A 12,762-nucleotide genomic window follows, 5' to 3' on the forward strand; every position below is an offset into this window, starting at 1 on the left:
AAAAGAGCCATGCGTCACGGTTTCAAAGGCCGTCGCTTCGCCCGCAGCGTAAGCCACCGCAAGTCCATGTTCGCCAACCTCTCGGTCTCGCTGATCGAGCACGAGCAGATCGTGACCACGCTCGAAAAGGCGAAGGACCTGCGTCCGATCGTCGAGAAGCTGGTGACGCTCGGCAAGCGTGGCGACCTGCATGCCCGCCGCCAGGTGATCGCCCAGATCGGCAACGAGAACGTCGTGAAGCGTCTGTTCGACGTCGTCGCGCCGCGTTATGCCACCCGCAACGGCGGCTACCTGCGCATCATGAAGGCCGGCTTCCGCCGCGGCGACAACGCCGCGATGGCTGTCATCGAGTTCGTCGATCGCGACACTTCGGCCAAGGGCGCCGGCGACCGCGCCCGCCTGGAAGCCGAAGCTGTCAACGAAGCTGAAGCTGCATAAGCGTTCCGCATCGTTTTATGAACCGAAGGGGCCCTCGTGGCCCCTTTTGTTTTGGGCGGGTGGTCTGGCCTGCTTTCCCGGCCACGGCGGAGTTTCAGCTCTTCTTCCGCAACTGGGGCCAACCAAGCGGAAATAACCGCTTTTCGCGCCGGTCCAGCCTTTCAATTTGCACAATCGTCGCGACAATGGCGCCAACTATGCGTTGGAGGATTCGCCATGCGTGCGAAACGATATTTGTCGCTTGCGCTGTGCGCCTGGATGGCGCTGGCCGGCGGCGCCGTGGCCCAGGAGGCGACGACCACCGAGGATCCTGGCCTGTCGGATGTGCTGACGGATCTGCTGAATGGCGGCAAGGGCGGCGGGGCCGCGACCCCCGGTCCCGATCGCCGTGTGCCATTTGGCCGCGAGGAGATGCAGCTTTCCTTTGCGCCCTTGGTCAAGGATACGGCGGCCGCGGTGGTCAATGTCTACGCCTCGAAGCAGGTGAAGGTCCGCTCGCCCTTCGAGGGTGACCCGTTCTTCGAGCAGTTTTTCGGCCGCTCCGGGCCGCGCAACCGGTCGTCGCTGGGCTCGGGCGTTCTGGTCGACCCCAGCGGCATCGTCGTCACCAACAACCATGTCGTCCAGGACGCTGACCAGGTGAAGGTTGCGCTTTCCGACGGCCGCGAATTCACCAGCAAGGTGCTGCTCAAGGACGAGACGCTCGACCTGGCGGTGCTCAAGATCGATTCCGACAAGCCGTTCCCGACCATCGCCATCGGCGATTCCGACGCGCTGCAGGTCGGCGACCTCGTGCTCGCCATCGGCAATCCGTTCGGCGTCGGTCAGACCACGACCAGCGGCATCGTCTCGGCGCTCGCGCGCACGCATATCGGCGTGTCGGACTCCGGCTTCTTCATCCAGACCGATGCTGCCATCAACCCGGGCAATTCGGGCGGCGCGCTGATCAACATGGGTGGCCAGCTCGTCGGCATCAACACGGCGATCTTCAGCCGCAGCGGCGGCTCGATCGGCATTGGCTTCGCCATCCCCTCCAACATGGTGCGCGCCTTCACCGAGGCGGCCAAGGGTGGGGCCGAGTTCTTCGAGCGGCCTTTCATTGGCGCTTCCTTTGAGCCGGTGACGCCCCAGATCGCGGAGTCGCTCGGCATGGATCATCCGGCAGGCGCACTGATCTCCTCGGTCGATGCCAATGGCCCGGCGGCGCGCGCCGGCTTGAAGCCAGGAGATGTCGTTCTGGCGTTCAACGGCGCTGCCATCGAACATATGGAAGGGCTCGATTACCGCCTGGCGACGCAGCCGGTCGGCGGCAAGGCCACCCTGTCTGTGCTGACCAAGGGCGAGGAGAAATCCGTCGAAGTTGCGCTCGAGCGCGCGCCTGAAGGCACCAGTTCGAATGAGGTTCTGCTGCGTGGCCGCAGCCCGTTTGCTGGCGCCAAGGTGGCCGAGTTGTCGCCGCGTCTGGCCCAGCGCCTGCGTGTCGCCACCGACACCAAGGGCGTGGCGATCGTCGGCATCGACGGCGGCTCGCCGGCAGCCGGTTTCGGCTTCCAGCCAGGTGACATCGTCCGCGAGGTCAACGGCGAGACCGTCGATACGGCGGCCAAGCTGAAACAGCTTGCCGAAGAAGACACGCGCTGGTGGCGCTTCACCGTCGAGCGCGATGGCCGCATCATGCGGCAGATGCTGCGCTACTGATTGTTGCAGGATCGTGCGTGGACAAGGGGCTGCCGCATGCGACGCGGCAGCCGGATCGCCGGGAGGCTGACGTCTTGAGTTCCCTTTTCGACGAGGCCGTGCCCCGGCCGCTGGCCGAAACGCTGCGTCCGCAACGCATCGGCGAGGTCATCGGCCAGGACCATCTGCTTGGTCCCGACGGCCCCATCGGTCGCATGATCAAGTCTCGAAAGGTATCCTCCTTCATCCTTTGGGGACCGCCCGGCGTCGGCAAGACGACCATCGCCCGGCTGGTCGCCAAGGAAGTCGGCCTCGACTTCGTGCAGCTCTCGGCGGTGCTGTCCGGTGTCGCCGACCTGCGCAAGGTCATCGATGCCGCCAAGCAGCTGCGGAGCGGAGCAGGGCGGCAGACCGTGGTCTTCGTCGACGAGCTGCATCGCTTCAACCGCACGACCCAGGATGCCCTGCTGCCGCATGTCGAGGACGGCACGATCGTGTTGATCGGCGCGACGACCGAAAACCCGAGCTTCAGCCTGGTGGCGGCCCTGCTGTCACGCGCCAAGGTCTACACGCTCAAGCGCTTCGAAAAGGAAGACCTCGCCATTCTGGCCGAGCGTGCCGAAGCGCATTCCGGCAAGAAGCTGCCGCTCGATCCGTCCGCACGCGACACGCTGCTGACGATGGCGGACGGCGACGGGCGTTACCTGATCGGCCTCTGCGAGGAGTTGCTGGCGCTGCCCGACGGCACGATGCTGGACGTGGCCGCCCTTGCCGAAGCCGTCCAGAAGCGGGCACCGGTCTACGACAAGGGGCAGGAGGAGCACTACAACCTGCTGAGCTGCTTCCATAAGAGTCTGCGCGGCAGCGACGTGCAGGCAGCCCTTTATTGGGCTGCGCGCATGGTCGTCGGCGGCGAGGACCCCGGAACGATTTTTCGCCGGCTGGCCTGTGCCGCTTCGGAAGACGTCGGCATGGCAGACCCGCAGGCGATGCCGCAGGTCGTGGCTGCCTGGACCGCTTTCGAGCGGGTAGGCTGGCCGGAAGGCCGGCTGTTCATGGCGCAGGCGATCACCTATGTCGCCACCGCACCCAAGTCGAACGCTTCCTACATGGGCTTCAACCAGGCCATCGCCCTGGCCCAGCAGACCGGGTCGCTGGCGCCGCCGAAGCACATCCTGAATGCGCCGACCAAGCTGATGAAGGAGCTCGGCTACCACGAAGGCTACCGGTACGACCACGACTATCCCGACGCCTTCTCGGGCCAGGAGTTCATGCCCGACCAGCTCGCCGGTGCCAACCGGCCGGATTTCTACACGCCGAACGAACGTGGCTTCGAGCGCGATATCAAGAAGCGCCTCGACTACTGGAACAAGCGGCGCCACGACCGCGAGGATTAGGCCGGCATTCGTCTGCCTGATGGTTACGGAATTATTATTGCAAAAAAATGCAATTATGCATATCTGGTCGTAGAAGGCCGCGCGAGACCCCATTGGGCAGGCGGCAGTCCGTGGCGATTTCGAGAGGATGTGCGATGATCAAGGTAACCGACAAACTCTGGGTCTCGGGCCAGCCAACCGACGCCGACGTGATCGCGGCCGGTGAGGCCGGCATCCGCAAGGTCATCAACAACCGTCCCGAGCATGAGGATCCGACCCAGCCGAGCATGGCCGAAGCTGCCGAGCGCGCAGCGCGGGCGGGCATGGACTTCGTCAACATCCCGGTCGCGCCGGGGCGCTACACGCTGGAGGCTGTGCGCGCCTTCCAGAAGGCCGTGGCCGAGGCGCAGGGACCAGTTTTCGCTCATTGCAAGGGCGGCACGCGCTCGGCCACCCTGTGGGCGATCGGCGAAGTGCTCGACAACAGGATGTCGGTTGACGAACTCGACGCGGTCGGCCAGCGGCTCGGCATCAATTTTGCCGGCGCCAAGGATTGGCTGCGCAGCAATTCCTGACTTTCGAACCGGATCACGGTGGGGCTTGCCATGACTCTGAAACCCGAAGTGACCGCATTTTACGATCCTCGGACTTTCTCGGTGCAGTATGTCGTCGCCGATCCGGCCTCGAAGAGGTGCGCGATCATCGATCCCGTGCTCGATTTCGACGAGAAATCGGGCTCGACGGCGACAACGAATGCCGACCGCATCCTCGACTTCATCGAGGAACAGGGGCTGACCGTCGAGTGGATCCTCGACACCCACCCGCATGCCGACCATTTCTCCGCGGCTCGCTATCTCAAGTCGAAGACGGGTGCGCCGACGGCCATTGGCGCGCGCATCGTCGACGTCCAGAAGCTCTGGAAGGCCATCTACAACTGGCCCGAGCTGAGCGAGGACGGCTCGCAATGGGACAGGCTTTTCGCTGAGGGCGAGACTTTCTCCATTGGCGAACTGAAAGGGCGTGTGCTGTTTTCGCCGGGGCACACCTTGGCCTCGATCACCTATGTGGTCGGCGATGCCGCTTTCATCCACGACACGTTGTTCATGCCAGACAGCGGCACAGCCCGTGCCGATTTCCCCGGTGGCAGCGCCAAGCGGCTCTGGCAGTCGATCCAGGAAATCCTGACGCTGCCCGACGACACGCGCCTGTTCACCGGGCACGACTACCAGCCGGGCGGGCGCCAGCCGCAATGGGAAAGCACCGTCGCCGAGCAGAAGGCGCGCAATACGCACATCTCGAAGCTTTTGACCGAGGCGGATTTCGTCGCCGTACGGGAGGCGCGCGACAGGACGCTGCCGATGCCGAAGCTCATCCTGCATGCGCTGCAGATCAACATCAATGGCGGACGCTTGCCGGAGCCCGAAGCCAACGGCAAGCGTTACCTGAAGTTCCCGCTCGACGCCCTGCAGGGCGCAAACTGGGGGTAGCGACATGGCCGAGGGACCGCAGCCGGTTTCCGATTTGCTCGACCGGGCAGGAGAGGCATCGGAATTCCTGAAGAAGCTCGCCAATCCGAACCGGCTGATGATCGCCTGCGCGCTCGTCGAAGGCGAGCGCTCGGTGCGTGAACTGGAAGATGGCCTCGGTATCAGGCAACCCGGCCTGTCGCAACAACTCGCCGAGTTGCGCGATGCCGGCCTGATCGTCGGCCGCAAGCAATCGAAATCCGTTTTCTACCGCCTCGCAGACGAGCGGGTGAGGGCTGTCGTCTCGCTGCTCTACACGTTGTTTTGCGATCCGAACGGCGACGGCAAGCTACGCCAGGCGGCACAGGCCCGATGACAAGGCAAAGACATGACTGAGTTTACCCCCATCGCCTCCACCGTCGGCGGCGTCCTGATCGGGCTTTCGGCTGTCCTGCTGATGGCCTGGGAAGGGCGCATTGCCGGCATCAGCGGCATTGCCGCGCGCCTGTTGCCACCCTATCTCGACGGCGCCTTCCGTTCTCGACTCGGCTTTGTTATCGGTCTGGTCGCCGGACCGCTGGCCTATGCCGCCGTGAGCGGCACGGACGTGGTCCAGACCGTCTCCTCGAACCTGCCGCTGATGGCGCTTGCCGGTCTGCTCGTCGGCTTCGGCTCGGTCTACGGCAATGGCTGCACCAGCGGCCACGGCGTTTGCGGTCTGTCGCGTCTTTCGCTGCGCTCGCTCGTGGCGACGCTCACCTTCATGGCCACGGCCTTCGCCACCGTCTTTGCCGTTCGGCACGTGCTGGGGGTCTGATCATGTCCTTCGCAGTCAATCTCGCGCTCGGCCTGCTCTTCGGTATTGGCCTTGTGGTTTCGGGAATGTCGGATCCGGCCAAGGTGCTGAACTTCCTCGACCTGCCCGGCACCTGGGATCCATCGTTGGCCTTCGTCATGGGCGGCGCCGTCGTCACCGCCTTCCTTGGCTATCGCCTTGTCTTGAGGCAGCCCAAGCCGCTGGCGAGCGCGTCGTTTCATGTGCCGACGAACACATCCATCGACAGCAAGCTGCTTGTAGGGGCGGCAATCTTCGGCATCGGTTGGGGTCTTGGCGGGTTCTGTCCAGGTCCGGCGCTGACTGCCGTGAGCATGGGCGCTGTCGGCACCTATGCCTTCGTGCCGATGATGTTTCTCGGCATGTGGCTGGCACGAATGATGGCGGCACGCAGGGTTGCGGCGTCCGCCTGATTTCGTTTCCGGCCAGCGCCTGTCAGGTCCGCTTGCGGAAGGTGCCGAACTGGAATTGCTGCACGCTGCCCCATGGCGTCCTGTGCTCGTGGCGACGGCTGTCGAGCAATACGAAGTCGTCGCCCAGAAGCTTGCCGATGCTGTCGGCATCGTGCCGGACGATCGGCAGGCCGCTGCATTTCTCGGGCCCGTCCGGGGCAAAGGTGCCGATGATCGCATGGCCGCCGGCCACGAGCGCACCATTGAGGGCTGACACATAGGCCGCCTGGTCGGCCGGATCGGTCAGGAAGTGGAAAGCGGCGCGGTCGTGCCAGACGTCGTAACGTCGCTCCGGCCGCCACGCAGTCACGTCCGAGCATATCCAGTGGACGTTTTGCGCCGCAGCACCAAGCCGCTCCTTGTCCGCATCGAGCGCGGCCTGTGAGATATCCAGCACCGAGATGTCGCCGAACCCCTGGCCGAGCAATGCGTCGACCAGATGCGAAGCGCCGCCGCCGATGTCGATGATCGCCGATGACGGCTTGGCGCCGGCGAGCCCGAGCAACGTCAGCGACGGTTCGGGCGTCTGTTGAAACCAACTGACGTCGGTTTCCGCCTTGGTGCCGTAGATGTTGTCCCAGTGGGATGTGCGTGCGTCGGTCAAGGAATGATGCTCCACTCTGTTGGAGCAGCCTAACGCTGGAACGGGGCAGTGGCCAAGCTCCCTGGCGTGTGGTGATGGCTGAAATAGTCTTGACCTCGGTCAATGCATGAAATATATTTCATATAGTGAATTTTATTGACATCACGCCGCAAGGCTGCAATTCTTACTGTCACCGGGCTTCGGGAGGAAGTTCGGACAATCAATCCATATGGCACAGCACTTCAGGTGTTGGCGAAGGTCATTGATCTGGCTTCGGCCAAGGGAGGGAACTTGCGTAGATTTCTGAGCACTTTCGCGGCCGCGGCCGCACTCTCGACCATTCTCGGCGCGGGCCATGCCCAGGCGGCCGAAAACCCGTTCAAATGCGCGCCCGGTGAAAAATACGTCATGAACGTCATGGTGTCGGGCGTCGAATACTGGTTCCCGGTCTACGAGATGTTCAAGCAGGCCGGCCAGCAGTTCGGCTGCGAGACGGCCTATACCGGCACGCCGGAATATGACGTCAACAAGCAGATCGCCACCTTCGACCAGGCGCTGGCCCAGAAGCCGGCCGGCATCTTGGTGCACCCGATGAACTCCGATCCGTTCATCGAGCCGATCAATCGTGCCATCGAGCAGGGCACGGCCGTCGTCACCTTCGCCGCCGACTCGCCCAATTCCAAGCGCGTCTCCTTCATCACCTCGGACAACCTGGCCGAAGGCACCTATGCCGCCGATGCGGTTGCCAAGGCGATGGACGGCAAGGGCGAATACGCCGTGCTCGAAAACCCCGGCCAGGACAACCACGACAAGCGCGTCAACGCCTTCGTCGCCCGCATGGAAGCCAAGTGGCCCGACATGAAGCTGGTCGGCCGCGCTGCCTCGAACCAGGATCCGACCAAGGCCTATCAGGCCGTTCTCAGCCTCGCACAGGCGCACCCCGACCTCGGCGCCGTGTTCATGCCTGAAGCCAATTCGGCCATCGGCGCGGCCCAGGCGGCCAAGGAAGGCGGCGGCAAGATCAAGGTCATGCTCGCCGACGTCAACGCCAAGATCCTCGACATGATCAAGGCCGGCGAGATCTACGGCTCGGTCAACCCCAACCAGGGCATGCAGGGCTACATGGGCTTCATGCTGCTGTGGCTGGCCAAGCATCCCGAACTGATCGATCCGATGAACGACACCAAGCGTTCGGGTGCCAACGGCATGAGCGTGCCCTTCGTCGACAACGGCTTCTCCATCGTGACAGCCGAAAACGCCGACGACTTCTACTGGGACAAGTATCTCAAGCGCCGCGGCACCAAGGGCATCGAGGAATAGATTTCCCCGTCCTTTCATGCCTTGCTGACAGACCGCCGGGGCGTCCTGCCCCGGCATCGCAGACCCGCAAAGGTTGACCGATGTCGACGCCCATTCTCGAGATATCAGGAGTTTCGAAGTCGTTCGGCGCCATCAAGGCGCTGACCGGCATCGATTTCTCGCTCGCCCCCGGCGAGGTGCACGCGCTCTGCGGCGAGAACGGCGCCGGCAAGTCGACGCTGATGAACATCATTGCCGGCGTGCTCCAGCCCGACGAGGGCGATATCCGCATATCAGGCGAGCGCGCCGTGATTGCCAATCCAGCCGCAGCCCAGCGGCTTGGCATCGCGCTGGTGCACCAGGAGATCGCGCTCTGCCCCGATGCGACGGTGGCCGAGAACATCTTCATGCCGGCGATCAACACCCGCCGCGCGCCACTGATGAATTTCCGCACCCTGCAGGCCGAGGCGCAAAAGGTGATGGACCTTCTGGCGCCCATCCCGGTGCGCACCAAGGTCGGTGACCTCTCCATTTCCAACCAGCAACTCGTCGAGATCGCCAAGGCGCTGACGCTCGACTGCCGTGTGCTGATCCTCGACGAGCCTACGGCGGCACTGACCGAGCCGGAGGCGCAGCGCCTGTTCGCTATCGTCCGCGAACTCAGGTCGCGCGGCATCTCCATCATCTACATCAGCCACCGCATGGCCGAGATATTCTCGCTGTGCGACCGGGTGACTGTATTCCGCGATGGCCGCTACGTCGCCACCGACGAGATTGCGGCGACTTCGCCCGACGAGATCGTGCGCAAGATGGTCGGCCGCGAGATCGCCCAGCTTTATCCCGACAAGCTCGCAGCGGACGAAGCGCCTGGCCAGCCACTGCTGAAGGTTTCCAACCTGTCGGACGGCAGCCGCTGCTTCGACGTCGGCCTGGAGCTCCGTGCTGGCGAGATCCTCGGCATCGGCGGCCTGATCGGCTCGGGCCGCAGCGAGATGGCGCAGACGCTGTGCGGCCTCAGGCCGTCGGCTTCAGGCGACGTCGAAATCGACGGCAAGCCTGTTCGGATTTCCGCATATGCCGACGCGGTGAAGGCCGGCCTGGTCTATCTCTCCGAGGACCGCAAGGGCTCGGGTGTCTTCCTCGACATGTCGATCGCGGCCAACGTTTCGGCACTCGACCTCGGCAAGCTCACGGGAAAGCTCGGTCTGCTCGACCGTCGTGCCGAAACCGCCCAGGCGACGGAACTGGCGAAGCGGCTTGGCGTGCGCATGGCGGGCGTGGGTGCGGCCGTCTCGACGCTCAGCGGCGGCAACCAGCAGAAAGTGGCTATCGCCAAGCAGCTGTCGGTCGGCCCCAGGGTGATGATCATGGACGAGCCGACGCGCGGCATCGATGTCGGCGCCAAGGCCGAGATCCATCGCCTGCTGCGCGACCTTGCCAGGCGCGGCGTCGGCATCGTCGTCATCTCCTCCGAAATGCCTGAACTCATCGGCCTGTGCGACCGCGTGCTGGTGGTCCGAGAGGGCAGGGTAGCGGGCGAACTCGTGGCCGACGAACTCAGCGAGGAAGCCATCATCATGCTCGCCTCCGGCGTTTCAAACTCACAGAACACCAAGCAGCAGGCTCAAAATGTCGCCTAGGGAAGCGGAAGCACCGATCATGACGGCTCAGATCAAGACCGAAGGGCAGGGCGCGCGCTGGAACCTGGCGCGGCTGGGCTCGATGCGCGAGGCGGGGCTGATCGTCATCATCCTGGCGCTGTGCATCGCCATGTCGTTCGCCTCGCCGCACTTCCTGACATGGGGCAACTTCCGCGCCATGCTGATGAGTTTCTCCATCGAGGGCATCGTCGTCGTCGGCATGACCATCCTGTTGATCGTCGGCGGCATAGACCTGTCGGTCGGCTCGGTCGTCGCCTTTTCGATGGTCGTGTCCGGCGCCCTGTTCCTGGCCGGGCTCGACCCGTGGACCGCAAGCCTCATCGGCATCGCCGTCAGCGCGCTGATCGGTGCGGTCATGGGTTTCTTCGTCACCGTGGTCGGGCTCAACCACTTCATCACCTCGCTGGCGGCGATGGTGATCGTGCGCGGCCTGTGCCTGATCGTCACCAAGGGCACGCCGCTGTCGCTGTTCACCCTGCCGCCGGCCTTCAAGGCGATCGGCCAGGGCAGCTTCCAGGGCGTCCCTTATGTCATCATCATCTTCGTGGTGGTGGTTGCGGTCTTCGACTTCCTGCTGCGGCGGGCGACCGCGTTCCGCAAGGTGTTCTACACCGGCTCCAACGAAAAGGCGGCCCAGTATTCGGGCATCCGCACCAAGCAGGTGAAATTCTGGGTGACGGTGCTGAGTTCGACGCTCGCAGGCTTTGCCGGTGTCATCTACATGTCTCGCTTTGGTGCTGCGACGCCTACCTTCGGCGCCGGAATGGAACTCAACATCATCGCCGCAGCCGTCATCGGCGGGGCATCGCTCAATGGCGGCTCGGGTACCATCTTCGGCGCCATCCTCGGCATGGCGCTGCTGTCGGTGGTCACCAGCTCGCTGATCCTGCTCGACATCTCGGTCTACTGGCAGGACATGATCAAGGGCTGCATCCTGCTCGCCGCCGTCTCCATCGACCACCTGCTTCACCGCAGGAAGGCATGAAGGGGAGACGGACAATGGCCAACGGCAGCTCACGCGACGAAATCTCCGGCGCCCGCCAGATGCACCAGGCGCTCGTGCTCCACTACATGGAAGGCAAGACCCAGGCGGAGATCGCCCATGAACTCGGCATCTCTCACGCCACCGTCAACCGCCTGATCAAGCGCGGCCACCAGATGGGTCTGGTCGAGATCAGGATCAAATCGCCGATCGAGCATCTGGTCGACATCGAGGCAAGGCTGGTGGCGCTGGGCGGGCTCAAGCGCGCCGTGGTCGTTCCTTCGCTCGGCGACAATCCGCAGACGGCGTTGCAACGTGTTGGCGAAGCCGCAGCGACGCTGCTGCAGGATACGATCAAGGATGGCGACACCATCTCCATCACCGGCGGCAAGGGCGTTTCGGCCGTGGTCGCCGGGTTGAACGGTGGCCGCCAGGTCAAGGTCGAGGTCATCCCGGCGACCGGGTTGGTACAGGGCAAGCACTATACCGACGTCAACCACGTGGCGTCGCTGCTGGCCGACAAGCTCGGCGGCCGCGCCTATCAGGTGCACGCGCCGCTGTTTGCCGACAGCCCCGAGCAGCGCAACATGCTGATGGGGGTCAGCTCCGTCTCCGACGTGTTCCGCAAGGCGCGCGAGGCCAATGTCGCGGTGGTCGGCATAGGCTCGATCCTGACCGACGATTCCAGCTATTACGACCTGCATCCCATGTCGAGCACGGACCGGCAGGCCATCGAACGCTCAGGCGCGGCGGGCGAGCTTCTCGCCCATCTCGTCGATGCCGACGGCAAGGTCTGCGACTACAGCCTCAACCGTTGCCTGGTGTCGCTGACGCTCGAAGAATTTGCCACCATCCCGCGCACCATCGGCATCGCCAGCGGCACAAGCAAGGTCGCCCCCATCCTCAGCGCCATGCGCGGCCACCACCTCGAAACCATCGTTACCGACGAAGCCACGGCCTTGCAGGTCCTGGAACTCGCCGAAGGAAAAAGACCATGAGCCAGCTTGTTCGCAACATCGGTCGCTCGGGCATCGCCGCATCTGGCGTCGGTCTCGGCACCTGGGCCATCGGTGGCTGGATGTGGGGCGGGACCGACGAGGAGGCCTCGATTGCCGCGATCCAGGCCTCCATCGACGCCGGCGTGTCGCTGATCGACACCGCGCCCGCCTACGGCCTTGGGCGCAGCGAGGAGATTGTCGGCAAGGCCATCCGCGGCCGGCGCGACAAGGTGGTGATCGCCACCAAATGCGGGCTCAACTGGCATTCCGGCAAGGGCAACCATTTTTTCGATCAGGACGGGCTGTCTGTTCATCGCTATCTCGGCGCCGACGGCATCGCCCATGAAGTGGAGCAGAGCCTGCGCCGTCTCGGCACCGACCGCATCGACCTCTACATCACCCATTGGCAGGACCCGACGACGCCGGTCGCCGAGACGATGGACACGCTCCTGCGGCTCAAGCAGCAAGGCAAGATCGGCGCCATCGGCGCGAGCAATGTCGATCCAGATGAGATGAAGGCTTATATCGCCGCTGGCCAGCTCGACGCGATCCAGGAGCGTTACTCGATGATCGATCGCGAGATCGAGGGCACGCTTTTGCCGATCACGCGGGCCAACGATGTCGCCACTCTCAGCTATTCGTCGCTGGCGCTCGGCCTGCTCTCAGGCGCCATCGACCCGTCTAGGCGGTTCGAGGGCGACGATCAGCGCAAGGACAATCCGCGCTTCTCGGAAGCCAACAGGCAGAAGGTGGCGGAACTCAAGGCTGCGATCATGCCTGTCATCGACCGCCACAAGGCGAGCATGGCGCAGGTGGTGATCGCCTGGACGCTGGCCCAGCCCGGCATCACCTTCGCCCTGTGCGGCGCCCGCAACCCGGCGCAGGCGCTCGACAATGCGCGGGCCGGCCAGATCAGGCTCGATGCCGACGATCTGGCAGCCCTCGACAACGCCATTTCCAGGCATCTCGTCGCCATGGACGCCTGACCGAAGGAA

12 protein-coding genes and 1 pseudogene are annotated in these 12,762 nt (G+C 64.2%); 12 read left to right on the top strand and 1 reads right to left on the bottom strand.

What is annotated here, in order from left to right:
- The first annotated feature begins 9 nt into the window (after nt 1-9).
- From rplQ to GGR00_RS00520, 7 genes and pseudogenes are all read left to right on the top strand, one after another.
- On the top strand, nt 10-438 hold the full coding sequence (gene rplQ / locus GGR00_RS00485; RefSeq protein ID WP_184697054.1) for a 50S ribosomal protein L17: 429 nt from the start codon (nt 10-12) through the stop codon (nt 436-438).
- A 216-nt stretch (nt 439-654) separates the two neighbouring features.
- Nucleotides 655-2,136 carry a DegQ family serine endoprotease gene (locus GGR00_RS00490; RefSeq protein WP_055976470.1) on the top strand — a complete coding sequence of 494 codons (1,482 nt, stop codon included), beginning with the start codon at nt 655-657 and terminating at the stop codon, nt 2,134-2,136.
- Nucleotides 2,137-2,210: 74 nt separating this feature from the next.
- Nucleotides 2,211-3,512: a replication-associated recombination protein A gene (locus GGR00_RS00495; RefSeq protein WP_055976473.1), complete on the top strand. Its 1,302-nt coding sequence runs from the start codon at nt 2,211-2,213 to the stop codon at nt 3,510-3,512.
- Nucleotides 3,513-3,646: 134 nt separating this feature from the next.
- Nucleotides 3,647-4,978, top strand: a pseudogene (blh, locus tag GGR00_RS00505) (bifunctional sulfur transferase/dioxygenase Blh).
- A 4-nt stretch (nt 4,979-4,982) separates the two neighbouring features.
- Nucleotides 4,983-5,333 carry an ArsR/SmtB family transcription factor gene (locus tag GGR00_RS00510; RefSeq protein ID WP_184697063.1) on the top strand — a complete coding sequence of 117 codons (351 nt, stop codon included), beginning with the start codon at nt 4,983-4,985 and terminating at the stop codon, nt 5,331-5,333.
- A gap of 12 nt (nt 5,334-5,345) precedes the next feature.
- Nucleotides 5,346-5,774, top strand: coding sequence for a YeeE/YedE family protein (locus tag GGR00_RS00515; RefSeq protein WP_184697066.1), 429 nt, complete (start codon nt 5,346-5,348; stop codon nt 5,772-5,774).
- Between the two features lie 2 nt (nt 5,775-5,776).
- Nucleotides 5,777-6,205, top strand: coding sequence for a DUF6691 family protein (locus tag GGR00_RS00520; protein ID WP_184697069.1), 429 nt, complete (start codon nt 5,777-5,779; stop codon nt 6,203-6,205).
- A 22-nt stretch (nt 6,206-6,227) separates the two neighbouring features.
- On the opposite strand, the gene GGR00_RS00525 is transcribed toward GGR00_RS00520, so the two are convergent.
- The gene (locus GGR00_RS00525) at nt 6,228-6,848 is read right to left on the bottom strand and encodes a class I SAM-dependent methyltransferase (protein WP_184697071.1); all 621 of its coding nucleotides are present in this window, start codon (nt 6,846-6,848) and stop codon (nt 6,228-6,230) included.
- A gap of 270 nt (nt 6,849-7,118) precedes the next feature.
- Between GGR00_RS00525 and GGR00_RS00530 the strand changes: the two genes are divergently transcribed.
- The 5 genes from GGR00_RS00530 (at nt 7,119) to GGR00_RS00550 (ending at nt 12,753) form a co-directional block, all read left to right on the top strand.
- A complete protein-coding gene (locus GGR00_RS00530) occupies nt 7,119-8,147 on the top strand; it encodes a substrate-binding domain-containing protein (protein ID WP_055977634.1) in 1,029 nt (342 codons plus the stop codon).
- Between the two features lie 80 nt (nt 8,148-8,227).
- A complete protein-coding gene (locus GGR00_RS00535) occupies nt 8,228-9,766 on the top strand; it encodes a sugar ABC transporter ATP-binding protein (RefSeq protein WP_184697074.1) in 1,539 nt (512 codons plus the stop codon).
- 19 nt (nt 9,767-9,785) lie between these two features.
- Entirely contained in the window at nt 9,786-10,772 is a 987-nt protein-coding gene (locus GGR00_RS00540) for an ABC transporter permease (protein ID WP_055976500.1), read from the top strand.
- A 14-nt stretch (nt 10,773-10,786) separates the two neighbouring features.
- Nucleotides 10,787-11,767 carry a sugar-binding transcriptional regulator gene (locus GGR00_RS00545; protein ID WP_184697076.1) on the top strand — a complete coding sequence of 327 codons (981 nt, stop codon included), beginning with the start codon at nt 10,787-10,789 and terminating at the stop codon, nt 11,765-11,767.
- A complete protein-coding gene (locus tag GGR00_RS00550; RefSeq protein WP_055976507.1) occupies nt 11,764-12,753 on the top strand; it encodes an aldo/keto reductase in 990 nt (329 codons plus the stop codon). The genes GGR00_RS00545 and GGR00_RS00550 overlap by 4 nt, the downstream gene beginning before the upstream one ends.
- Nucleotides 12,754-12,762 lie beyond the last annotated feature (9 nt).

The organism is Aminobacter aganoensis (genome assembly GCF_014206975.1).
Lineage (GTDB): Bacteria > Pseudomonadota > Alphaproteobacteria > Rhizobiales > Rhizobiaceae > Aminobacter > Aminobacter aganoensis.